The sequence below is a fragment of the Flavimobilis marinus genome, from assembly GCF_900113055.1.
GTDB lineage: Bacteria > Actinomycetota > Actinomycetes > Actinomycetales > Cellulomonadaceae > Flavimobilis > Flavimobilis marinus.
In genome coordinates this window covers 191054-214317 of sequence record NZ_FONZ01000004.1, presented here as the reverse complement: position 1 = coordinate 214317, position 23264 = coordinate 191054, and the positions used below count along the sequence as shown (strand labels likewise).

General features: G+C 72.3%; 24 protein-coding genes. 2 read left to right on the top strand and 22 right to left on the bottom strand.

The genetic code is table 11. From position 1 onward, the window contains the following. Window positions 1-19: 19 nt before the first annotated feature. Window positions 20-265 carry a glutaredoxin-like protein NrdH gene (nrdH, locus tag BMZ30_RS11960; RefSeq protein WP_093379128.1) on the bottom strand — a complete coding sequence of 82 codons (246 nt, stop codon included), beginning with the start codon at window positions 263-265 and terminating at the stop codon, window positions 20-22. A 565-nt stretch (window positions 266-830) separates the two neighbouring features. On the opposite strand from nrdH, the gene BMZ30_RS11955 reads away from it, so the two are divergent. Continuing rightward, complete coding sequence (locus tag BMZ30_RS11955; protein ID WP_093379127.1) at window positions 831-1847, top strand: acetylxylan esterase; 1017 nt, start codon at window positions 831-833, stop codon at window positions 1845-1847. Further along, window positions 1844-3064, top strand: coding sequence for an AGE family epimerase/isomerase (locus BMZ30_RS11950; protein ID WP_093379125.1), 1221 nt, complete (start codon window positions 1844-1846; stop codon window positions 3062-3064). The genes BMZ30_RS11955 and BMZ30_RS11950 overlap by 4 nt, the downstream gene beginning before the upstream one ends. 18 nt (window positions 3065-3082) lie before the next feature. On the opposite strand, the gene BMZ30_RS11945 is transcribed toward BMZ30_RS11950, so the two are convergent. The 21 genes from BMZ30_RS11945 to BMZ30_RS11845 all read right to left on the bottom strand — a co-directional run bounded on the left by BMZ30_RS11945 (window position 3083) and on the right by BMZ30_RS11845 (window position 23246). Beyond that, entirely contained in the window at window positions 3083-4522 is a 1440-nt protein-coding gene (locus tag BMZ30_RS11945) for a GH1 family beta-glucosidase (RefSeq protein WP_093379124.1), read from the bottom strand. Between the two features lie 96 nt (window positions 4523-4618). After that, window positions 4619-5314, bottom strand: a complete 696-nt coding sequence (gene nucS / locus BMZ30_RS11940; protein WP_093379121.1) for an endonuclease NucS — start codon at window positions 5312-5314, stop codon at window positions 4619-4621. A 19-nt stretch (window positions 5315-5333) separates the two neighbouring features. Beyond that, window positions 5334-5747 (bottom strand): DUF2550 domain-containing protein, encoded by a 414-nt coding sequence (locus BMZ30_RS11935; protein WP_093379119.1) that lies wholly within the window; start codon window positions 5745-5747, stop codon window positions 5334-5336. A 4-nt stretch (window positions 5748-5751) separates the two neighbouring features. Continuing rightward, a complete protein-coding gene (locus BMZ30_RS11930) occupies window positions 5752-6024 on the bottom strand; it encodes a F0F1 ATP synthase subunit epsilon (RefSeq protein ID WP_093379116.1) in 273 nt (90 codons plus the stop codon). Window positions 6025-6068: 44 nt separating this feature from the next. Then, entirely contained in the window at window positions 6069-7547 is a 1479-nt protein-coding gene (atpD, locus tag BMZ30_RS11925; protein WP_093379114.1) for a F0F1 ATP synthase subunit beta, read from the bottom strand. A gap of 73 nt (window positions 7548-7620) precedes the next feature. After that, the gene (locus tag BMZ30_RS11920; RefSeq protein ID WP_093379111.1) at window positions 7621-8517 is read right to left on the bottom strand and encodes a F0F1 ATP synthase subunit gamma; all 897 of its coding nucleotides are present in this window, start codon (window positions 8515-8517) and stop codon (window positions 7621-7623) included. 3 nt (window positions 8518-8520) lie between these two features. After that, window positions 8521-10152, bottom strand: coding sequence for a F0F1 ATP synthase subunit alpha (gene atpA, locus BMZ30_RS11915; protein WP_093379109.1), 1632 nt, complete (start codon window positions 10150-10152; stop codon window positions 8521-8523). A 90-nt stretch (window positions 10153-10242) separates the two neighbouring features. Beyond that, a complete protein-coding gene (locus BMZ30_RS11910; protein WP_093379106.1) occupies window positions 10243-11058 on the bottom strand; it encodes a F0F1 ATP synthase subunit delta in 816 nt (271 codons plus the stop codon). Further along, a complete protein-coding gene (locus BMZ30_RS11905) occupies window positions 11058-11609 on the bottom strand; it encodes a F0F1 ATP synthase subunit B (RefSeq protein WP_093379104.1) in 552 nt (183 codons plus the stop codon). The genes BMZ30_RS11910 and BMZ30_RS11905 overlap by 1 nt, the downstream gene beginning before the upstream one ends. 16 nt (window positions 11610-11625) lie before the next feature. Continuing rightward, window positions 11626-11877, bottom strand: coding sequence for an ATP synthase F0 subunit C (gene atpE, locus BMZ30_RS11900; protein ID WP_093379101.1), 252 nt, complete (start codon window positions 11875-11877; stop codon window positions 11626-11628). A 68-nt stretch (window positions 11878-11945) separates the two neighbouring features. Beyond that, entirely contained in the window at window positions 11946-12689 is a 744-nt protein-coding gene (gene atpB / locus BMZ30_RS11895) for a F0F1 ATP synthase subunit A (protein ID WP_308430774.1), read from the bottom strand. A 145-nt stretch (window positions 12690-12834) separates the two neighbouring features. Then, window positions 12835-13275: a Cg1360 family ATP-synthase-associated protein gene (locus tag BMZ30_RS11890; protein WP_093379096.1), complete on the bottom strand. Its 441-nt coding sequence runs from the start codon at window positions 13273-13275 to the stop codon at window positions 12835-12837. Then, window positions 13259-14374, bottom strand: a complete 1116-nt coding sequence (locus tag BMZ30_RS11885) for an MraY family glycosyltransferase (RefSeq protein ID WP_093379093.1) — start codon at window positions 14372-14374, stop codon at window positions 13259-13261. Before BMZ30_RS11885 ends, BMZ30_RS11890 begins: the two co-directional genes overlap by 17 nt. Continuing rightward, on the bottom strand, window positions 14371-15030 hold the full coding sequence (locus BMZ30_RS11880) for an L-threonylcarbamoyladenylate synthase (RefSeq protein WP_093379090.1): 660 nt from the start codon (window positions 15028-15030) through the stop codon (window positions 14371-14373). Before BMZ30_RS11880 ends, BMZ30_RS11885 begins: the two co-directional genes overlap by 4 nt. After that, the gene (gene prmC / locus BMZ30_RS11875) at window positions 15027-15968 is read right to left on the bottom strand and encodes a peptide chain release factor N(5)-glutamine methyltransferase (RefSeq protein WP_177191365.1); all 942 of its coding nucleotides are present in this window, start codon (window positions 15966-15968) and stop codon (window positions 15027-15029) included. Before prmC ends, BMZ30_RS11880 begins: the two co-directional genes overlap by 4 nt. Then, window positions 15965-17050, bottom strand: coding sequence for a peptide chain release factor 1 (prfA, locus tag BMZ30_RS11870; RefSeq protein ID WP_093379087.1), 1086 nt, complete (start codon window positions 17048-17050; stop codon window positions 15965-15967). Before prfA ends, prmC begins: the two co-directional genes overlap by 4 nt. A 136-nt stretch (window positions 17051-17186) precedes the next feature. Beyond that, entirely contained in the window at window positions 17187-17402 is a 216-nt protein-coding gene (rpmE, locus tag BMZ30_RS11865; protein ID WP_093379084.1) for a 50S ribosomal protein L31, read from the bottom strand. Between the two features lie 124 nt (window positions 17403-17526). After that, window positions 17527-19716: a transcription termination factor Rho gene (rho, locus tag BMZ30_RS11860; RefSeq protein ID WP_093379081.1), complete on the bottom strand. Its 2190-nt coding sequence runs from the start codon at window positions 19714-19716 to the stop codon at window positions 17527-17529. Window positions 19717-19956: 240 nt separating this feature from the next. Then, a complete protein-coding gene (gene thrB / locus BMZ30_RS11855) occupies window positions 19957-20892 on the bottom strand; it encodes a homoserine kinase (RefSeq protein ID WP_093379078.1) in 936 nt (311 codons plus the stop codon). 3 nt (window positions 20893-20895) lie between these two features. After that, on the bottom strand, window positions 20896-21966 hold the full coding sequence (gene thrC, locus BMZ30_RS11850; protein WP_093379075.1) for a threonine synthase: 1071 nt from the start codon (window positions 21964-21966) through the stop codon (window positions 20896-20898). After that, window positions 21966-23246: a homoserine dehydrogenase gene (locus BMZ30_RS11845; RefSeq protein ID WP_093379072.1), complete on the bottom strand. Its 1281-nt coding sequence runs from the start codon at window positions 23244-23246 to the stop codon at window positions 21966-21968. Before BMZ30_RS11845 ends, thrC begins: the two co-directional genes overlap by 1 nt. Window positions 23247-23264: the final 18 nt, after the last annotated feature.

Genomic DNA, 23264 nt, shown 5'->3' with positions numbered 1-23264 from the left:
CTCGACCGTGCGGTGCCGCTCAGGCGACGGCGGTGGCGACCTGCTGCGCGAGGCTCGCGATCTGGTCCGGGCGGAAGCCCGACCAGTGGGTGTCGCCAGCGACGACGACGGGTGCCTGCAGGTAGCCGAGGCCGCGGACCATCTCGAGGGCCTCGGCGTCCTGGCTGATGTCCACGACGGTGTACTCGATTCCGCGCTTGTCGAGCGCGCGGTAGGTGGCGTCGCACTGCACGCACGCCGGCTTGCTGTAGACCGTGATGCTCATCGGGCCAGTCCCCTTGTTCTGTGGTGGTGATGGCGAAGGACACCGGGATAACTACACCCGTGTGCTTCGCGGAAGCGTTGGTGACGAGAGTACCCCCTCGACGGCCTCCAACACTACACCTAGTGCCCGGCGATCCTCCGTGCCCTAGATGTAGTGCGACCAGCGTCACCTGGTCACGCCTGTGCACAACGGCCGCCCGGCTGCGGACCGCCTGTGGACGACCGCCCCGGCGTGCTGCTGGCCTGCACGATCCAGGCTGCCACGAGCCTCTGACACGGCTCGTTCCTGCCCCTGCCTCCCCGCCCGGTGGGGCGCGAACCTCCTGTGGAGGACGGCCCCTGCGCTTGTCCACACCCGGTGGACGGATGTCTGCGAGAAGGTGCGCGCGTCGCAGCGTCCGCGCGTGTCGCGCGCCGTCTCGGGCACGTGCCGTGGCGCGCCTCGCCCCACCGCCGTGCCACCGGGCGACCGCCCGCGCCCGCTCAGTAGGGTGGGCGGAGGCTCGCGCCGCCGCCGCCGCCAGTCCGCCGTCCCGCGACGGCCACCATCCCCCGAGGAGCACCGCATGGCCCTGTTCGACCTCCCCCGCGCCGAGCTTGAGCGCTACCTGCCCGACGTGGCGGAGCCCGCCGACCTCGACGCCTTCTGGGCCCGGACGTTGCAGGAGGCGCGCACCCACGACCTCGCGCTCCGCGTCGAACCGGTCGACACCGGCCTGCGGCTGGTGGAGGTGTTCGACGTCAGCTTCGCCGGGTTCGGCGGCCAGCCCATCAAGGCCTGGCTCACGGTGCCCGCCCACCGTTCGGGGCCGCTGCCCGCCGTCGTCGAGTACAACGGGTACGGGGGCGGACGCGGCCTGCCCCAGGGCCACCTGGCGTTCGCCGCCGCTGGCTACGCGTCGCTCTTCATGGACACGCGTGGGCAGGGCAGCCAGTGGGGCGACGGCGGCGGGACGCCGGACCTCGCCGGCTCGGGCCCGGCGCACCCCGGCTTCCTCACCCGTGGCCTCGAGCGCCCCGAGGACCACTACTACCGCCGGGTTTTCACCGACGCCGTCCGCGCCGTCGAGGCCGTGCGCGCGCTCGATCTCGTCGACCCGGCGCGGGTCGCGGTCGCGGGAGCCTCCCAGGGCGGGCTCATCGCCCTCGCCGTCGCCGGGCTCGTCCCCGACCTCGTCGGCGTCATGGCCGACGTCCCGTTCGGGTGCCACTTCGCCCGCGCGGTCGAGATCACGGACACCACGCCCTACGCCGAGGTCACCAAGTACCTGGCGGTGCACCGCGACCGCGCCGAGCAGACGTTCCGGACCCTGTCCTACGTCGACGGCGTGAACCTCGGGCGTCGCGCCACCGCGCCGCTGCTCTCGTCCGTCGCGCTGATGGACACGATCTGCCCGCCCTCGACCGTCTACGCGGCGTTCAAGCACTACGGCACCCGCGCCGGCACGACGCCGGACAAGACCCTCGAGGTGTACGAGTTCAACAACCACGAGGGCGGCGGAGGCCACCAGCTGGCCCGCCAGCTCCCGTGGCTGCACCAGAACATGGCGGCTGCCGCGCCCGTCGCGGAGGCGATCCGATGACCATCGACTCCCCCGTCCACCGGGCCTGGCTCACCGAGCACACCCTGGGTCTGCTGGAGTTCGGCCGGCGCACGCCGGGCCCGCGCGGAGCCCAGTGGCTCGACGAGACCGGCGCGCCCGACCCCGCACGTCCCGTCCTGACGTGGATCACGTGCCGCACCGCCCACGTCTACGCCCTCGGCGCCATGCTCGGCGTCCCAGGAGCACGCCCGGTCGCCCAGGCGTCGCTCGACGCGCTCGCGGGGGCCCTGCACGACGACGAGCACGGCGGCTGGTACACGAGCGTCGGCCCCGGCGACGGCGAGGTCGACGGCACCAAGAGCGCGTACGCGCACGCGTTCGTCGTCCTCGCCGCGAGCAGCGCCTGCGCCGCCGGGCTGGACGGCGCTCGGGCGCTGCTGGACGAGGCCCTCGCGACCCTCGACGCACGCTTCTTCGAGCCCGAGCACGGGATGCATACCGACGAGTGGGACGTCGCCTGGACACGCTGCGACCCGTACCGCGGCGTCAACGCCAACATGCATGCCGTCGAGGCGCTCCTCGCCGCCGCGGACGTCACGGGCGAGGCGCGCTGGCGGGAACGCGCCCTGGGCATCACGGAGCGCGTCCTGGCCTGGGCGAGCGCGCACGACTGGCGCATCCCCGAGCACTTCGACGCCGGCTGGCGACCGCAGCTCATGCTCAACGTCGACGCGCCCGAGGACCCGTTCAAGCCGTTCGGGGCGACGGTGGGCCACGGCCTCGAGTGGGCTCGCCTCGCCCTCCACCTCGCGGCCGCGCTCGGCGCGCGCGCCGACCTGGTGGACGCGGCGCGCCACCTGTACGCGCGGGCCGTCGCCGACGGCTGGGACGCCGGCGCCCCGACCCCCGGGTTCGTCTACACCACCGACTGGGAGGGCGCTCCGGTCGTCCGTGCGCGCATGCACTGGGTCGCGGCGGAGGCGATCGGCGCCGCCGCCGCCCTCCTGCGCGCCACCGGTGACCCCGCATACGCCCAGGACTACGCCCGCTGGTGGGACCACGCCGCGACGGTGCTGATCGACCACGCGCACGGCTCGTGGCACCACGAGGTGGACGACCACGGCCGCCCGGACGCCGGCGTGTGGCCGGGCAAGCCCGACCTCTACCACGCGATGGGCGCGGTGCTCGTGCCGCGGCTCCCGCTCGCTCCGGCGATGGCTGTCGCGGTCAGGGACGGTCTGCTCGACCGTCCCTGACCGAGGCTCACGACACGCTCACGCCTCAAACGCGTACTCGATGTCGTCGACGTCCGGGATCTGCCCGGTCTGCACCACCGCGCGGTACCAGAACGCCGAGTCCTTCCAGCACCGCTCCAGGGTGTCGTAGTTGACCCGGATGATGCCGAACCGCTTGCTGTATCCGTAGGACCACTCGAAGTTGTCCATCAGCGACCACGCGAAGTAGCCGCGCACGTCGGCGCCGAGCTCGCGCGCCCGCGCCACGGCGTGGACGTGGTCGTGCAGGTACTCGACCCGCTCCACGTCGTGGACGCGGCCGTCGCCCGAGACCACGTCGTCGAACGCCGCGCCGTTCTCCGTGACCATCATCGGCACGTCGGGGTAGGTGGTCCCGAGCGAGGTCAGCAGCTCGACCAGCCCGTCGGGGTCGATGTTCCACCCCATGGCCGTGTACGGCCCGGGCAGCGGCAGGAACTCGACGTCCTCGCAGCCCACCCAGGGGCTGTGCGTCGTGCTCTTGTGGCTGTCCGCGAGCACCCGCTCGCCCGTGCCCGCGTACCGCCGCACGAGCGTGGTCGAGTAGTAGTTCACGCCCAGCACGTCGAGCGGCTGCTGGATGTGGCCGAGGTCGCCGTCGTGCACGAACGCCCAGTCGGTGATCGCGGCCGTGTCCGCCAGCAGGTCTTCTGGGTACCGGCCCTCCAGGAGGGGGCCGAGGAAGACGCGGTTGCCGACGGCGTCCACCTGGCGCACCGCGTCGAGGTCGGCCTCCGACGACGGGTCCTCGGGCCGCACGACGTGCAGGTTGAGCGTGATCGAGACCTTCGCGCCGGGCAGCTCCTCGCGGATCGCCTGGACGGCGAGCCCGTGCGCGAGGTTCAGGTGGTGGACGGCGGCGAGCGCGGCCGCAGGCTCGGTTCGTCCCGGCGCGTGCACGCCCGAGGCGTACCCGAGGTACGCCGAGCACCACGGCTCGTTGAGCGTGGTCCACACCGTCACGGCCTCGCCGAGCTCGCGCGCCATGAGGCGGGCGTACTCCGCGAACCGGAACGCCGTCTCGCGGTTCGCCCAACCACCGGCGTCCTCGAGCTCCTGCGGCAGGTCCCAGTGGTAGAGCGTGACCACGGGCGACACCCCGGCCCGGTGCAGCTCGGCGAGGAGCTCGCGGTAGAACGCCACGCCGTCGGCGTTGAGCTCGCCCGAGCCACCCGGCTGCACCCGCGGCCAGGAGATCGACAGCCGGTAGGCGCCGAGCCCGAGCTCGCTGATGTGGTCGACGTCCTCCTGCCAGCGGTGGTAGTGGTCGCACGCCACGTCGCCGGTGTCGCCGCCGTCCACCTTGCCCGGCGTCCGGGAGAACGTGTCCCAGATGGACGGACCGCGGCCGCCCTCCCGCGCACCGCCCTCGATCTGGTACGCGGCCGTGGCCGAGCCCCAGGTGAAGTCACGCGGGAAGGTGCGTCGCGTCGTCGTCATCGTCTCTCGTCCCTGCTCTCGTCTCAGCCGTTGACGACGACGTTACCCGCACGTGGTCACCCGCGCGGGAGACCGACGCGGGCGACCGCACCGCGCCTAGAAGAGCCGCGAGTCCACGTCGTCGACGCCGCGCATCGCGTCGTAGTCGAGCACGAGGCAGTCGATCCCGCGGTCCTTTGCGAGGATCCGAGCCTGCGGCTTGATCTCCTGAGCCGCGAAGACTCCGCGTACGGGCGCCAGGTGCGGGTCGCGGTTGAGCAGCTCGAGGTAGCGGGTCAGCTGCTCGACGCCGTCGATCTCGCCGCGCCGCTTGATCTCGACGGCGACGGTCCCGCCGGCGGCGTCGCGCGCGAGGATGTCGACCGGCCCGATCGCCGTCGGGAACTCCCGGCGGACCAGGCTGTGGCCCGCACCCAGGAGCTCGATCTGCGCGGCGAGCATGGTCTGCAGGTGCGCCTCGACGCCGTCCTTGATGAGACCCGGGTCGACGCCGAGGTCGTGCGCCGAGTCGTGCAGCACGTCGTGCAGCTCGATCTCGAGGCGGTCGTCGGACTTGGCGTGCTGCACGGTCCAGACCGCGCTCACGCCACGCTCGGCGGCTTGCGCATCGGGCTCACGGACGGCCATGGCGCACGGAGGGCTCATCCAGTTCAGCGGCTTGTACGAGCCGCCGTCGGAGTGCAGCAGCACGCTGCCGTCGGCCTTGACGACGATCAGCCGCGTCGCCAGCGGCAGGTGGGCCGAGAGCCGGCCCGTGTAGTGCGCAGAGCAGCGCGCGACCACGAGTCTCATCCGAAGTCCTCCTCGTCCGTCACGCGACGATGCCGTGCTCGCGGGGCGGTGCCGCCTCGAGCCACGACGTCAGGCCGGCGTACGCGGCAGAGGACATCTCCAGCTCGAGCGGCTCGCCCGAGTACCAGCAGTGCACGAGCAGGTGCTCGCTGTGCGGGCCGACCGGCTCACGGTCCACGACCCGGAGCTCCGAGCGCTGCCAGGTGCTCGCGGGGCGCGGGCTGAGCGAGCGCACCCGCCACCAGTCCAGGCGCCCGACACCGTAGTGCGCGACGCCCGGAGTGAGCGCACCGCTGGTGCGACCTGGGTGCCTGACAGCACAGTCGAAGGATCCCACGCGGCCGGTCAGCGTTCGGGTGCGGGACGTGGCGAGCGCTGCGAGCAGCACCCCGAGGAGCACCACGCCCAGCAGCACCCACCCGACCGTGTCCATGGCGTCAGGCGGGCGTGCGCCCGGTCTCGACCGAGTCCGCGACGATCGTGACGCGGTCGGCGTCGACGGACAGGAAGCCACCCGTGACAGTGAAGTCGAGCGCCGCGCCCGACGTCGGGGTCACGTGCACGACCCCGCCCTTGAGCAGCGCGAGGAGCGGCGTGTGCCCGGGGAGGATACCCACCTGTCCCTCGGACGCCGGCGCGTTGACCGCGCGGGCCGCGCCCGACCACACGCTGCGGTCGGCGGCGACCAGTTCGACGTCAAGCTCTGCCACGGGTGACTCCTGTCTATCGACGCGATGAAGGGAGACGACGTCGGTCAGACGCCGTACTCCTTCTGGATGCGGGCCCAGTTGCGCTCGAGGTCCTCGAGGCCACCGATGTTGAAGAACGCCTGCTCGGAGATGTGGTCGAACTCTCCGTCGGCGATCTTCTTGAACGCCTCGATGGTCTCCGTCATGGGGACCGTCGATCCGGCGACACCGGTGAACTGCTCCGCCATGTAGGTGTTCTGCGAGAGGAACTGCTGGATGCGGCGGGCGCGCGAGACGACCGTCTTGTCCTCCTCCGAGAGCTCGTCGACGCCGAGGATCGCGATGATGTCCTGGAGCTCCTTGTTGCGCTGCAGGATCGACTTCACGCGCGTCGCGACGTCGTAGTGCTCCTGACCCACGTAGCGCGGGTCGAGGATGCGCGAGGTCGAGGCGAGCGGGTCGATCGCGGGGTACAGACCGCGCGAGGCGATCTCGCGGCTGAGCTCCGTGGTCGCGTCGAGGTGCGCGAACGTGGTCGCCGGCGCCGGGTCGGTGTAGTCGTCGGCCGGGACGTAGATCGCCTGCAGCGAGGTGATCGAGTGTCCGCGCGTCGAGGTGATGCGCTCCTGCAGCTGGCCCATCTCGTCGGCGAGGTTCGGCTGGTAGCCGACCGCGGACGGCATGCGACCGAGCAGCGTGGAGACCTCGGAGCCGGCCTGCGTGAAGCGGAAGATGTTGTCGATGAACAGCAGCACGTCCTGCTTCTGCACGTCACGGAAGTACTCCGCCATCGTCAGAGCGGACAGCGCGACGCGCAGACGCGTGCCCGGCGGCTCGTCCATCTGGCCGAACACGAGCGCCGTCTGCTTGATGACGCCCGACTCGGTCATCTCCTCGATGAGGTCGTTGCCTTCACGGGTGCGCTCACCCACCCCGGCGAACACGGACACGCCGTTGTGGTTGTTCGCGACGCGGTAGATCATCTCCTGGATCAGGACCGTCTTGCCGACGCCGGCACCACCGAAGAGCCCGATCTTCCCGCCCTGGACGTACGGGGTGAGCAGGTCGATCGACTTGATGCCCGTCTCGAACATCGTCGTCTTGGACTCGAGCTGGTCGAATGCCGGCGGCTTGCGGTGGATGGGCCACCGCTCGGTGACCTCGATCTGCTCGCCCGGCTTCGCGTTGAGGACCTCACCGGTCACGTCGAAGACGTGGCCCTTGGTGACGTCACCGACGGGCACCGAGATCGGTGCGCCCGTGTCGCGCACCTGCGCGCCGCGGACCAGGCCGTCGGTCGGCTTGAGCGCGATCGCACGCACCATCGAGTCACCGAGGTGCTGGGCGACCTCGAGGTTCAGCGTGAAGCTCGTCTCGCCCTCGCCCTGCGCCGAGAGGTCGATGTCGACCTGCAGCGCGTTGTACATCTCGGGCAGCTGGTCCGCCGGGAACTCGATGTCGACGACGGGACCGATGACGCGCGCGACGCGGCCGACGGCCGGCGCGTGCGCGTTGGTAGAGGTCTCGGTGGTGGTGGCGGTCATGACTGGCCTCGCTTCGCAGGGCCGGAGAGTGATCCGGCGGGGACGGTGCTTGCTACGTGTGTGGTGGGCGGCGTCATGACGCCGCCAGTGCGTCGGCACCCGAGACGATCTCGCTGATCTCCTGGGTGATCTCCGCCTGACGGGCGGAGTTCGCGAGCCGCGTGTACATGCGGATGAGGTCCTGAGCGTTGTCCGTCGCGGTGTGCATGGCGCTCTGGCGAGCCGCGAGCTCCGAGGCAGCGGACTGCAGGAGGCACGCGTACACGCGGCTGCGCACGTAGCGCGGCAGCAGCGCGTCGAGCACGGCCTCGGCCGAGGGCTCGAACTCGTAGAGCGGCAGGGCGTCGTGCTCGCCCGGCTCGCTCACGCCGTCGACGACCTCGAGCGGCAGCAGCCGGATCACGCGCGGACGCTGGGTCACCATGTTCACGAACTGCGTGTAGACGACGTGCAGCGCCTTGACCCCGCCGTCGTCGGCCGGAGCCAGGAACGACGCGAGCAGCCGGTCCGCGATCTCGTTGGCGAGCTCCACGGTCGGAGCGTCCGAGTCGCCCGTCCACTCCTGCACGACCTCGCGCCCCCGGAACGCGAAGTACGACAGCCCGCGTCGCCCCGTCACGTAGAGGTCGATCTCGTGGCCCTCGTCCGTCAGCCGCTCGATGAGCCGCTCGGCCTCACGGATGACGCTCGCCGAGTAGGCACCCGCCATACCGCGGTCCGAGGTCACGAGCAGCACCGCGACGCGGTTGGTGTCCTTGCGCTCGGAGGTGAGCGGGTGGTCGGTCCGGCCGTGCGTCGCCGCCGCCGAGACCGCCCGGGTGAGCGCGTGGGAGTACGGCGTCGCCGCCGTCACCTTCGCGCGCGCCTTGCCGATGCGCGACGCAGCGATGAGCTCCATCGCACGGAAGATCTTCTTGAGCGACTGGGTCGACCGGATCCGCTGCCGGTAGACGCGCTGCTGACCCGCCACGCGTCAGGCCTTCTTCTGCCGGACGATCTGCTCCTGCTCGACAGGAACGCCGTCCGCCTCGTCGTCGGCGCCGCCCACGAGGGGGGTGCCGTCAGCCTTGAGGAAGCCCTGACGGAACGTCTCGATGGCCGACTCGAGCGCCTGCTCGGTGTCGCTCTCGAGCTTGCCCGTGGAACCGATGGTGCTGAGCACCTCGGTGTTGCGGCGCAGGTGGTCGAGCAGCTCGGTCTCGAAGCGGCGGACGTCCTCGAGCGGGACGTCGTCGAGCTTGCCCTTGGTGCCCGCCCAGATGGACGCGACCTGGTCCTCGACCGGGTACGGCGTGTACTGGGGCTGCTTGAGCAGCTCCATCAGACGCGCGCCGCGGGTGAGCTGGGCCTTCGACGCGGCGTCGAGGTCCGAGGCGAACATCGCGAAGGCCTCGAGAGACCGGAACTGCGCGAGGTCGAGCTTCAGCGTGCCCGAGACCTTCTTCATCGCCTTGACCTGGGCCGAGCCACCGACGCGGGACACCGAGATGCCGACGTCGACTGCGGGGCGCTGGTCAGCGTTGAAGAGGTCCGACTGCAGGAAGATCTGACCGTCGGTGATCGAGATGACGTTGGTCGGGATGTACGCCGACACGTCGTTCGCCTTGGTCTCGATGAGCGGTAGGCCGGTCATCGAGCCGGCACCGAGCTCGTCCGAGAGCTTGGCACAACGCTCGAGCAGACGGGAGTGCAGGTAGAAGACGTCACCCGGGTAGGCCTCGCGGCCCGGCGGACGACGCAGCAGCAGCGACACGGCGCGGTACGCCTCGGCCTGCTTCGAGAGGTCGTCGAACACGATCAGGACGTGCTTGCCCTGGTACATCCAGTGCTGGCCGATGGCCGAGCCGGTGTACGGCGCGAGGTACTTGAAGCCCGCGGGGTCGGAGGCGGGAGCCGCGACGATCGTCGTGTACTCGAGCGCACCGGCCTCCTCGAGGGCGCCGCGCACGGCGGCGATCGTGGAGCCCTTCTGGCCGATCGCGACGTAGATGCAGCGGACCTGCTTGCTCGGGTCGCCGGTCTCCCAGTTCGCCTTCTGGTTGATGATCGTGTCGATCGCGATCGCCGTCTTGCCGGTCTGGCGGTCACCGATGATCAGCTGACGCTGGCCGCGGCCGATCGGGATCATCGCGTCGATCGCCTTGAGCCCGGTCTGCAGCGGCTCGTGCACCGACTTGCGGGCCATGACGCCGGGGGCCTGGAGCTCGAGGGCGCGGCGCGCGTCGGTCTCCACGTCGCCCAGGCCGTCGATCGGGTTCCCGAGGGGGTCGACCACGCGACCGAGGTAGCCGTCGCCGACGGCGACCGACAGGACCTCGCCCGTGCGGTGGACGATCTGGCCCTCTTCGATGCCGGTGAACTCACCGAGCACGACGACGCCGATCTCCCGCACGTCCAGGTTGAGGGCGAGACCGAGGGTGCCGTCCTCGAAGCGCAGCAGCTCGTTCGCCATCGCGCCGGGCAGGCCCTCGACCTGGGCGATGCCGTCGCCCGCGAGGGTGACGCGACCGACTTCCTCGGACACGGCCTGCTTGGGCTCGTAGGACTTCACGAAGCTGTCCAGCGCGGCCCTGATCTCCTCCGGGCGGATCGTCAGCTCAGCCATTGCTCTTCTCCTGTCATGACTGCATGGGATGCGGTCGTAAGTCTTCCGGTGCGGGCCTGGGGCTCCGCGGGGTGTGCTGGTGGGCGCCGGTCAGCCGGCAAGACGTCGGCGCGCGTCCGCGAGCCGGGTCAGGACGGTCGCGTCGACGACCTCGTCGCCGACCTGGATGCGCAGGCCTGCGAGCAGCGAGGGGTCGTGCACCAGGTTGAGCTGGATGGAGCGGCCGTACGCCTGGGCGAGCAGCGACTCGAGCCGTGCGACCTGGGCCGCGTCGAGCGAGGTGCCCGAGTGCACGGTCGCGATGAGGCGGCTGCGCATCGTGGCGGCGATCTGGCCGTACCAGTCGAGCGTCGCGACGAAGCGGCGACCTCGCGGTCGCAGCGTCGCCCGCTCGGCGAGCGCCTGGGTGACCGCGTCGCCGCGGCCGTCGAGCACCGCGCGCAGCAGCCCCACGCGACGCTCCGGGGTGATGCCCGGCTCCGTCAGCGCGGCCCGGGCCTCCCGCGAGCCGATCAACGACCGGGTGATCGTGAACAGCTCGTCCTCGACCGTCGCGAGCTGCTCGCGCCGCTCGGCGTCGGTCAGGGTCGCCTCGACCGCCAGCGCCTCGACCGCGGTCGCGAGGTCGGCGTCGGCCGTCCAGCGCTGCGTGACGAGCGCCACGACGGCGTCCACCACGCGGGCATCGAACCGCTCGCCCAGCAGGCCCCGCACGAGACCGGCCTTGTCGGCCGCGTCCCGGGACGGGTCCGCGAGGCCACGACGCAGCGACGACGACGCGTCGACGGCGTCGAGCACGGCGAACAGCTGCTCGCCGAGCGCGACCGTCTCCGCCCCGGCCGCGTCCAGGACCGGGCGCACCTGGTCGAGGACTGCGTCGAGCGAACGCTGACTGGTACCGCGCATCACTTCTCCTTGGCGGGCGAACCCGAACCGGCGAGCGTCTGCGCCTCGAGCTCGTCGAGGAAGCGGTCGACCACGCGCGACTGCCGTGCGGCGTCCTCGAGGGACTCACCGACGATCTTCGACGCGAGCTGCGTGGCCAGAGAGCCGACGTCCGCACGCAGCGACACGGCGGCCGCCTGGCGCTCGGACTCGATCTGTCGCTGGGCGGTCTCCGCGATGCGCGCCGCCTCGGCCGTGGCCTTGGTGCGAGCCTCCGCGACGATCGCCGCAGCCTCGCCGCGGGCGTCCTCACGGAGCTTGGCGGCCTCGGAGCGTGCCTCGAGCAGGATCTGCTCCTGCTCGGCGGCCGACGTGGCCGCGAGCTCCTTGGCGCGCTCGCTGGCCGCGAGGCCCTCCTCGATCCGCGCGGTGCGCTCGTCGAGGATTCGGGTGAAGACCGGCAGAACCTTGAGGAACGCGACCGCGATGATGGCGAGGACGACGAGCGACCAGATGATGTCGTACGCCGCGGGCAGGAGGAGGTTCTGCTCCCCCTCCGCCGCCAGGATCATGGACGTCTTCACGGACTCAGGCCCCGAAGACGAACCCGGCCGCGAAGCCGATCAGGCCGAGCGCCTCGATGGCCGCAAGACCGATGAACATGTTGGTGCGCAGGGCGCCGGCGACCTCAGGCTGGCGCGCGGTGGCCTCCTGGGTCTTGGCGACCATGATGCCGAGGCCGAGGCCCGGGCCGAGCGCGGCGATGCCGTAGCCGACGGTCGCGATGTTGCCAGTGACCTCGGCGAGGTTCGTGATTTCCACAGCAGATGTTCCTTCCATGGTGGACCGAGGAGTACCCGGCCGCGTGGGGGGCTGTCGACCGGGATCCGGTCGAGCTGAGCAGTCCCTTAGTGGGCTTCCTCAGACAGGTTGATGTAGACAGCGGTGAGCAGCGTGAAGATGTACGCCTGAAGCGCCGCGACGAAGATCTCGAAGAGCGTAAAGGCGAACCCGCCGGCGAACGTGATGGCGCCGAAGGCCTTGAAGGCCGGCGCGGCCTCGAGGAAGAGGTAGTGCGTCGCACCGAAGCAGAGCACGAGGAGCAGGTGCCCCGCGACCATGTTGACGAGCAGACGCACCGTCAGCGTCGCGGGCCGCAGCACGAAGGTCGAGATCAGCTCGATCGGCGTGAGGATGATGTAGATCGGCCACGGCACGCCCGACGGGAAGAGCGACGTCTTGAGGTAGCCGAGCCCGCCGTGCTTGCGCACACCGGCCGCGATGAACGCCACGTACGCGACGATCGCCATCACCAGGGGGAAGCCGATCAGCGACGACCCCGCGATGTTCAGGAACGGGACGATGCCGGTGATGTTCATCGCGAAGATCGTGAAGAACATGATCGTCAGCAGCGTGAGGTGCCGGCGCGCGTTCTCCTTGCCGAGGATGTCCTCCGCGATCTGCACCCGGACGAAGTCCAGGGCCATCTCGGCGACGCCCTGACCACGGCCCGGGACGAGCTTGGCCCGCCGCGCCGCGAGGACGAAGAGCGTCACCAGCACGGCGGCGGCGATCAGCCGGACCAGCGTGATCCGGTTGAACTCGAAGATCGTCCCCTCGAAGAAGATCGCCGGGGGGTAGAAGTCGGTCAACGACGGCCCGTGGAAGCCTTCAGATTCGCTGGCCGCCGCGAGGGCACCAGCAAGAGATACTGCGAACAGGGCGGACTCCCAAACGTGTCGTAGGCCAACGTGGCGCTGGGCGCGGGTCGTCGGACGGCATTGTCGGATCTGGAGGTCAGCCTAACGTATCGCGAGACTCCGGATCGACATGCGGGATGCGCGCGGACGCCAACGCGCGGTACTCGACGGCCAGCGAGCCGAGGATCGCGAGCGTGAGCACCACGAACAGGACTCCCGGGTGGTAGAACTCGGCGCCGCGCAGCAGGACGAGGGCGACGAGGAGCAGCGCCATCTTGCCCAGCCAGGCTCCGACGAGCCACGCGTTCATCACGTGCATCGGCTTCGCCGCGGTCGCCCACATGATGTACGCGGTCGAGAGCGAGAAGACCGCAGCGATCCCGGCACCGACGAGGGCGCCCCAGACTCCGGCCGTGCCGCCCACCAGGGCGCCTCCGGCTACGCCGAGCACGGTGAGGACGACGACGAACACGGTGACGTCGCGGAGCACTCCCCCGTAGGTGCGGCGGGCGTCGGACGGGTCAGTGGGTGCGCTCATGCTCTGGGACCTTACCCGAGCCGCGCAGGGGTCCCAGCGTCAGCGCCAGGGCGGCCAGGAAGGCGACGACGAGGCCCGCCACGACCTGCGCCGGGGTGAAGAGGATGAGCGCGGCGCACCCGAACGCGAACACCGCGGTCCACAGGTACATGATCAGCACGGCGCGGCGATGGGTGTGGCCGAGCGCGAGCAGCCGGTGGTGCAGGTGCATGCGGTCGGGGTGGAACGGCGACTTGCCGGCCAGCAGCCGGCGGACGACCGCCAGGATCATGTCGAGCAGCGGGAGCACGAGGACGGCCAGCGGGATGAGGATCGGCAGGAAGGCGGGGATCGACTGGCCCTCGGACACGCGCTCGGGGTCGATCCTGCCCGTGACGACGATCGCTGCCGCGGCGATGGTGAGCCCGATCAGCATCGATCCCGAGTCCCCCATGAAGATCCGCGACGGGTGGAAGTTGTGCGGCAGGAAGCCCAGGCACGCCCCGACCAGGACCACGGTGACGAGGCTCGCGAGGTCGGAGTAGTCGGACGGGCTCGCGTCCTGCGTCAGGAGGTAGGTGTAGCCGAAGAACGCGGCCCCACCGATCGCGATGAGCCCGGCGGCCAGGCCGTCGAGCCCGTCGACGAAGTTGACCGCGTTCATCGCGACGACGACGACGAGGACGGTCGCCACGAGCGACAGCCGGCTCGAGCCGATGGTGACGCCGGCGATCGGGACGGTGATCAGCTGGACGCCCTGCCAGGCCATGAGCCCGGCGGCGAGGACCTGCCCCACCAGCTTCGTCATCCAGTCCAGGTCCCAGATGTCGTCCGCGATCCCGAGGAGGCACACCAGGGTCGCCCCCGTGAGGATCGCCCACGCCTCGTTCGACGCCGTGAACACCCCGGCCAGGAACGGGATCCGGGAGGCGAACAGCAGCGCCACGGCGATGCCGGCAAGCATCGCGAGCCCGCCGAGGCGGGGCGTGGGCACCGCGTGCACGTCCCTGGCCCGCAGGGCGGTGACGGCCCCGGTGCGGATCGCGACCCAGCGCGCCAGCGGTGTCGTCAGGTAGGTGACGACGGCGGCGACGAGCATGACCAGGAGGTACACCCTCACGTCGGGTCGGCCTCCCGCCCGAGCACGTCGGTGACCTCGCGGAGCATCGCGAGCGTCGCGGCACCGTCCCGGACGACGCGCAGCGTGTCCCCCGTCGCGTCGACGATCGTCGAGGCGACGCCGCCGGGCGCCGCACCGCCGTCGAGGTACACCTGCACCGCGACCCCGAGCTGGTCGCTCGCCTCGGCCGCGGTCGTCGCGGCGGGCCTGCCGGTCTTGTTGGCGCTCGAGACCGCCATGGGCCCGGTGCGCCGCAGCAGCGCGAGCGCCGCGGGGTGGTCGGGCATCCGCAGCGCGACGGTGCCGCGCGTCTCGCCGAGGTCCCACATCAGCGACGGCTGCGCGCGGCAGATCAGGGTCAGCCCACCAGGCCAGAAGGCCTCGGCGAGCCGGCGCGCGCCGTCCGGCACGTCCGTGGCCAGGCCGTCCAGCGTGCGCAGGTCCGGCACGAGCACCGGCGGAGGCATCTGTCGCCCCCGCCCCTTCGCTGCGAGGAGCGCGGCCACGGCGGCCGGCGCGAAGGCGTCCGCACCGATCCCGTACACGGTGTCGGTCGGCAGCACGACCAGGGCGCCGCGCCCGACGGCCGAGACGGCCTCGTCGAGGGCGGGCCCCCAGGTGAGCGGGTCGGTGACGTCGTGGAGGATCTGGGTCACGACGGCGAGTCTGCCACGTCGACCGGGGCGTCCCGGCGCGCCACGACCATCCGGTCGCGGCCCGCGAGGTCCGGGAGGGTCCGGGGCCCGACGAGCACCCCGGTGTCGAGCACCATCGCGCGCGCCGCCGCCGACTGGACCTCGGCGTGCTCGAGGACGAGCAGCCCGCCGGGCCGGAGCAGGCGTGCGGCGGCGTCGCTGATGCCACGCGGCACCTCGAGACCGTCCGCGCCCAGGCCGTACAGGGCGACCGCGGGATCGTGGTCCGCGACCTCCGGCTCGCGGGGCACCGCACCCGGCGGGACGTAGGGCGGGTTGGAGACGACGACGTCACAGGTGCCGTCGAGCTCACTCAGGGCGGTCCGCGCGTCCCCGCGCACGAGGTGGACGCCGGTGCCGTCAAGGTTGCGCTCCGCCCACGCGTGGGCCGCGCCGTCGAGCTCGACCGCCCAGACCTCGGCGCCGGGGACCTCCGTCGCCACGGCGAGCGCGATCGCTCCCGATCCCGTGCAGAGGTCCACCACGCGGGCGGTCCCGGCCGCACGCACGCGCGCCAGCACCTCGTCGATCGCGACCTGAGCGACCTGCTCGGTCTCGGGCCGAGGCACGAAGACCCCGGGGCCGACGGCGAGCTCGACCGTGCGGAAGGGGGCGCGCCCGGTCAGGTGCTGCAGCGGCTCCCGGGCCGCACGCCGGGTCACGAGCGAGGCGAGGCCCGCGTCGTCGCCCAGCGCGCCGAGCGGCCGGCGCAGGATCGACGCCTGCAGGAGCTCGGCCCGGGTGACGCCGTAGGCGTGGCAGACGAGGAGCTCCGCGTCGACCTGCGGGCTGGGCACCCCGGCGGCGCGCAGGTGCCCAGCGACGTCGTGAAGGACCGAGCGGACGTCCTCGCCCGGCTGGGGCGTGCGGAACGTGCGGGGCGTGGCGGCCGAGCTCACGAGCCGGCGGCCAGGAGCCGGGCGGCCTCGTCCGCCTCGATCGCCGAAGCGACGACCGGCCCGAGGTCGCCGTCCAGCACGGTGTCGAGGTTGTAGGCCTTGTACCCGGTGCGGTGGTCGGCGATCCGGTTCTCGGGGAAGTTGTAGGTGCGGATGCGCTCGGAACGGTCGACGGTGCGCACCTGGGAACGACGCAGGTCGTTGGCCGCAGCCGCCTGCTGCTCGGCCTGCTGGGCGAGTATCCGCGCCCGCAGCACGCGCATGGCCTGCTCGCGGTTCTGCAGCTGGGACTTCTCGTTCTGCATCGACACGACGATGCCGGTGGGCAGGTGCGTGATGCGCACGGCTGAGTCCGTGGTGTTGACGGACTGCCCGCCCGGCCCCGACGACCGGTACACGTCGATGCGCAGGTCGTTGGCCTCGATCGCGACCTCCCCCGGGTCCTCGACCTCGGGGAACACCAGCACCCCGGCTGCGGAGGTGTGGATCCGGCCCTGGGACTCGGTGACGGGCACACGCTGCACGCGATGCACGCCCCCCTCGTACTTGAGGTGCGCCCACACACCGTCCTCGGGTGCCACGGTGCCCCGGGCCTTGACCGCCACCTGCACGTCCTTGTAGCCGCCGAGGTCGGACTCGGTCGCCTCGATGATCTCGGTCCGCCAGCCCTGACGCTCGGCGTAGCGCAGGTACATGCGCAGCAGGTCGCCCGCGAACAGGGCTGACTCCGCACCGCCCTCACCGGCCTTGATCTCGAGGATCGCGTCGCGGCCGTCGTCAGGGTCACGCGGCACGAGGACGCGGCGCAGCTTCTCGTGAGCCGCGTCCGCCGCCGCTTGCAGCGACGGCAGCTCGGCGGCGAAGGCGGCGTCCTCGGCAGCCATCTCGGCCGCGGCCTGCGCGTCGTCCGCCGCCGTGCGCCAGGCACGGTAGGCCGCGACGACCTGCCCGAGCTCTGCATACCGCCGTCCCAGCGTGCGGGCACGGCCCGCGTCGGCATGGATGCCGGGGTCGGCCAGCTGGGCCTCGATCTCGGCGTGCTCGGCGAGCATCGGCTCGACGGCTGCGAAGGCGTCGCTCATCGGGTCTCCGGTCGGTGGTGCGGGCGCACGGCCCGCGGGAGAGGTGCTCGGGACAAAGCAACAGCGCCGGTGGTCCCCGGTGCCGACTGCCCCTGGAGAGGTTGTCGGTCGTGGGACCACCGGCGCTGCGGGGTCGCTAGTTGGCGGCCTTCTTGCCGTAGCGGGCCTCGAAGCGGGCCACACGGCCACCGGTGTCGAGGATCTTCTGCTTGCCCGTGTAGAACGGGTGGCACGCGCTGCACACGTCGGCCCGGATCTCGCCGGACGTCTGGGTGGAGCGGGTCTCGAACGTGTTGCCACAGGTGCACACGACCGTGGTGGTCACGTACTCCGGGTGGATGTCCTTCTTCATGGGATCTCCTTGGGGTTCTGCATCCGGGTCGAGCGCGGTCGGGCGCCCGTGAACCGCATGCCAGCCCGAAACTTTAACACGCGGGCACGTGCTGCGGCTGTGACGTGAGCGACTCGGCCGACGCTCAGACCGTCTTGCCGACGCTCTCGTCCTCGGGGGAGTTCGTCGGGGTGGTCTTCTGCACCTGGAGCAGGAACTCGACGTTCGACTTGGTCGCCTTGATCTTGCCGAGCAGCAGCTCGATCGCCTGGTGCTGGTCGAGCCCGCTCAGGACGCGGCGCAGCTTCCACACGATCTTGAGCTCGTCGCCGCCCATGAGGATCTCCTCGCGGCGGGTGCCCGAGGCGTTGACGTCCACCGCCGGGAAGATCCGCTTGTCCGCGAGGGAGCGCGACAGCCGCAGCTCCATGTTCCCCGTGCCCTTGAACTCCTCGAAGATGACCTCGTCCATCTTGGACCCGGTCTCCACGAGCGCGGAGGCCAGGATCGTCAGCGAACCGCCGTCCTCTATGTTGCGCGCGGCTCCGAAGAACTTCTTGGGCGGGTACAGCGCCGAGGCGTCCACGCCCCCGGACAGGATGCGGCCCGACGCCGGAGCGGCCAGGTTGTAGGCGCGCGACAGCCGCGTGAGGGAGTCCAGGAGCACGACGACGTCCTGGCCCATCTCGACCAGGCGCTTGGCGCGCTCGATCGCGAGCTCGGCGACGATCGTGTGGTCGGACGCGGGGCGGTCGAAGGTCGAGGCGATGACCTCGCCCTGCACCGTCCGCTCCATGTCGGTGACCTCCTCGGGACGCTCGTCCACGAGGACGACCATCAGGTGCACCTCGGGGTTGTTCACGGCGATCGAGTTGGCGATCTGCTGCATGATGATCGTCTTGCCGGCCTTGGGGGGCGCGACGATCAGGCCGCGCTGGCCCTTGCCGATGGGCGCGACGATGTCGATCACGCGGGGCGTGAGCTTGGTGGCCGCGGGGTTCTCCAGGCGCAGCCGGTCCTGCGGGTACAGCGGCGTCAGCTTCGAGAACTCCGGCCGGCTCGCGGCCTCCGACGGCTCCATGCCGTTGATCGAGTCGAGGCGCACCAGCGCGTTGTACTTGTCGCGCGGCCGGCCACCCTGCGGCTCCCCGTCGCGCGGCGCCTTGACTGCGCCGGCGACGGCGTCGCCGCGGCGCAGGTGGTACTTCTTGACCTGGTTCATCGAGACGTACACGTCGCTCGGGCCCGGCAGGTAGCCCGTGGTCCGCACGAACGCGTAGCTGTCGTGCAGGTCGAGGATGCCCGCCACGGGGACCAGGACGTCGTCCTCGGTGACCTCGAGGTCGTCGTAGGCGTCGGCGGAACGGCCGCGCCCGCGCTTGGTGCCGCGGTCGCGGTAGCGGTCGCGGCCGCGACGTCGCCGACCGCCGCGCTCGTCGTCGTCACCCGTGTCGGGGCCGTCGTCGCGACCGGCGTCGTCCCGCTCATCGCCACGGCTGGACTCACCGCGGCGGGGCTCGTCGCGCTGGCGGCGGCTGTCGCTGCGGTCGTCGTCCCCGTCCTCGCGCTGCGCGCGGGACTCGTCCTGGCTGACCGGGCGCCGACGACCCGCGCGGTCCGTGCGTTCGGTGCGCTCGGCTCGGTCGGTGCGCTCGGCACGGTCGGTGCGCTCGCTGCGGTCGAGCCCGCGCTCGATCGACGCGAGGTCGGCGGCGACGGCGGCGCGACGGTCGGCGCCGCCCCGGGCGTCGCTGGCGTCCGGTTCCGCCTGGCCCGCGTCCCGCTGGCTCCGCTCGGTCCGGGCGCCCCGCGCGGCGAGCCGCGCCTCGGCGCGCTGGCGCGCGGCCTCCTCGCGCTCCCGCGCGGCCTGCTCGGCAGCCTCGGCAGTCTGTGCGGGCCGACCGGCCGGCGCCTGGGCGCGACGCTGCGAGCGTCGTGCGGGCTCCGCATCGGACTCGTCCGAGCGCGCCGCCTGGGGAGCAGCCGGCGCCTCGGCGCCGCTGCTCACCTGCCCGTCGGCGGGCTGGTTCGTCTGCGCGGCGGGCGCTGCCTGCTCGGCCGGAGCAGACGTGGCGGACGCTGTCTCCGGCTGGGCGCTGGCGCGCTGGCGGGTGCGGGCACGCTTGGTGGTCGGGCTGCTGTCCTGCGCCGGGGCGTCGTTGCCCTGCGGGCGCTGGGCGGACCGCGCGGCCGCGATGGCTTCGACGAGGTCCCCCTTGCGCATCTTGGACGTGCCCTTGACCCCGAGCGAGCCGGCGAGCTGCTGGAGCTCGGGCAGCCGCATCGCGGAGATCGCGCCGCCGTGGGCAGCCGACGCGTCGATGGTGTCAGTCACGTGAGGACCTTTCCTCTTCTGTGCGCGCCCGGCCTCGATGGTGACGCCGCACGCGGGTCGTTGACGTCCGCGCTCTGATGGAGCGGATCGTGACCAGGCCGGTCGCCGCGCCACGCCGCGCGCGCTCGACGCACGGCTGGGGTGTGGGGTGGACCAGATCGACCTGGGTGCGCTCCCCGGGCCGCCGACGGAAGCGTCAGCGCCTGCACGCGTGATGGTGCGGGGAGGTCAGCGCACACTCTACCACCGCACACCCAGCCGCTCGGTGCGCACCCCGGAGGTGTCGATCCCCGGTCGCCACAGGCGCCAGGCGTCTCCCCGGGACCGCAGCGCGTCGTCCAGCGCGACCCGCGAGGCGTCCCCGTCGCTCGCACGCGCCAGGACCAGGACGGTGGGCCCGGCGCCCGAGACCACGGCCGGCAGGCCCGCACCGCGCAGCTCGCCGACGAGCTCGGCCGTCGCCGCCATCACGCCGGACCGGTACCCCTGGTGCAGCCGGTCGTCGGTCGCGTCGAACAGCAGCTCCGGAGCGCGCGAGAGCGCCTCGACGAGCAGCGCCGCGCGGCCGGCGTTGAAGGCGGCGTCGGCGTGCGGCACCTGGCTGGGCAGCACGCCGCGCGCACGCGACGTGGCGAGCCGCTCGTGCGGGACCAGCACCCACGGCTCGACGTCGTCGTGCACCGCGAAGCGGCGGGCCCGTACGCCGTCGGGCGTGAGCCAGGAGACGGTCGCACCGCCCAGCACCGCGGGTGCGGCGTTGTCCGGGTGCCCCTCGAACTCGGTGGCCAGCGCGAGGACGAGGTCGTCGTCGAGGGCCTCGGGGTCGGCGATCAGCGCGCGCGCGGCCGCGATGCCCGCCACGACCGCGCCGGCGGACGAGCCCAGCCCACGGCCGTGCGGGATCCGGTTGTCGCACAGCAGGTGCAGCCCGGTCTGCGGTGCGCCGACGACGTCGATCGCCGCGCGCAGCGCGCGCACCACGAGGTGCTCCTCGCCGTCGGGAACCTCCCCGGCGCCCTCGCCCTCGACCTCGACGCGAGCCCCGGGAGACCCCAGCGCGCGCACCTCGATCGTGTCGTACCGCCCGAGCGCGAGGCCGAGCGCGTCGAACCCCGGACCGAGGTTCGCGCTCGTCGCGGGGACCGCGACCCGCACGTGGTCGGTGCCGAGGCGCACGGCTCAGTCCAGCCCGAGGGCGGCGGCGATCGACATGACGTCGGCGCTCACCCGCTGCGGGACGACGTCGTCGCCGTCCGCCGTGCGCAGAGCCCAACCCGGGTCCTTGAGACCGTGACCGGTGACGGTGACGACGATGCGCGCTCCCGCGGGCACCTCGCCGCGCTCGGCACGCTGCAGCAGCCCCGCGACGCCCGCCGCGGACGCGGGCTCGACGAAGACGCCGACCTCGGCGGAGAGCAGGCGGTGCGCGGCGAGGATCTGCTCGTCGGTGACGGACTGGATGACGCCCCCCGAGGAGTCGCGGGCCTCGACGGCCTGCTCCCACGAGGCGGGGTTGCCGATCCGGATGGCCGTCGCGATGGTCTCCGGCTCGGTCACCGGGTGACCGAGCACGATCGGGGCGGCGCCCGCGGCCTGGAAGCCCCACATCTGCGGCAGGTGCGTGGCCCGGCCCGCGGCCGCGTACTCCCGGTAGCCCTTCCAGTACGCCGTGATGTTCCCGGCGTTGCCGACGGGCAGCGCATGGATGTCCGGGGCGTCCCCGAGGACGTCGACGACCTCGAACGAGGCGGTCTTCTGTCCCTCGATGCGGTCGGGGTTCACGGAGTTCACGAGCTCGACCGGATAGACCTCGGCGAGCTTGCGGGCCGCGATCAGGCAGTCGTCGAAGTTGCCGTCGACCTGCAGCAGGCGTGCGCCGTGGGCGATCGCCTGGCTCAGCTTGCCCATCGCGATCTTGCCGTCGGGCACCAGCACCGCGCACACCATCCCGGCGGCCGTGGCGTACGCCGCGGCCGACGCCGAGGTGTTGCCGGTCGAGGCGCAGACGACGGCCTCGGCCCCGCGCGCCGCAGCGGCGGAGATCGCCGTCGTCATGCCCCGGTCCTTGAAGGACCCCGTGGGGTTCATCCCCTCGACCTTGACCAGGACGTCGGCGCCCGTGAGCCGCGACAGGGCGGGGGCGGGGACGAGCGGCGTCCCACCCTCCCCCAGCGTGACGACGTGCGTGCGCACGTGGTCCGGGAGGTGGTCGGCGTACTCGCGGATGATTCCCTGCCACACGTGGGCCATCAGGCTCCCTCAGCTCTCAGGACGGAGATGACTTGCTCGACCGGCTCGAGGTCGGCGATCGCCCGCACCGTGGCCGCGAGCGCGGACTCGGCCGCTCGGTGCGTCGTGATCAGCAGCTCGGTCGCGCCGTCGGCGGCCGCCGGCTGGCGCACCGCCTCGATCGACACCCCGTGCGCGGCGACGGCCTGCGCGACCTGGGCGAGCACGCCCGGACGGTCCGCGACCGCGACGCGCACCTGGTAGCGGGTGACCGCCGAGTCCGCGGGCGCGAGCGGGAGGTCGGCGTACCAGGACTCGACCGGGCCCTTGCCCCCGAGCACGCGGTGCCGGGCGGCCGAGACGACGTCGCCGAGCACGGCGGAGGCCGTCGGCGCTCCCCCGGCGCCCTGCCCGTAGAACATGAGCGCGCCGGCGGCCTCGGACTCGACGAAGACGGCGTTGAACGCGCCGCGCACCCCGGCGAGGGGGTGGTCGAGCGGCACGAGCGCCGGGTGCACGCGGGCGAGCACGCCGTCGGCGCTCGCCTCCGCGATCGCGAGGAGCTTGATGACGTGGCCGGTCTCGGCGGCCCAGCGCATGTCGTCGGCCGAGACGCCCGTGATGCCCTCGCACGCGACGTCGTCGAGGCCCACCCGGGTGTGGAACGCGAGGGAGGCGAGGATCGCGGCCTTCGCCGCGGCGTCGTGCCCCTCGACGTCCGCCGTCGGGTCCGCCTCCGCGTAGCCGAGCTCCTGGGCCTGCGCGAGCGCGGCGTCGAACGACAGCCCGCGGGACGCCATCTCGTCGAGGATGTAGTTGGTGGTGCCGTTGACGATCCCGAGGACGCGGCGCACCTTGTCTCCCGCGAGCGACTCGCGCAGGGGCCGGATGATCGGCACGGCGCCCGCGACGGCGGCCTCGAAGTAGACGTCGACGCCCGCGCGGTCGGCCGCCTCGTAGAGCGTGGGGCCGTGCTGGGCGAGCAGCGCCTTGTTGGCCGTGACCACGCTGGCGCCGGCCTCGATCGCCGCGAGGATGAGCTCGCGCGCCGGCTCCAGGCCGCCCATGACCTCCACGACGATGTCCGCGCGGGCCACGAGACCCGCGGCGTCGTCGGTGAGCAGCGCGGGGTCGATGCCCGGCCGCTCGCGGGCGGTGTCGCGCACCGCGATCCCGACGAGCTCGAGGGGTGCGCCGACGCGGGCCGCGAGGTCGTCGGCCTGGTCCGTCAGGAGCCGGACCACCTGGGTGCCCACGACTCCACAGCCCAGCAGTGCCACGCGCAGCGCGACCGGTCCCACGACATCCCACCTTCCTCG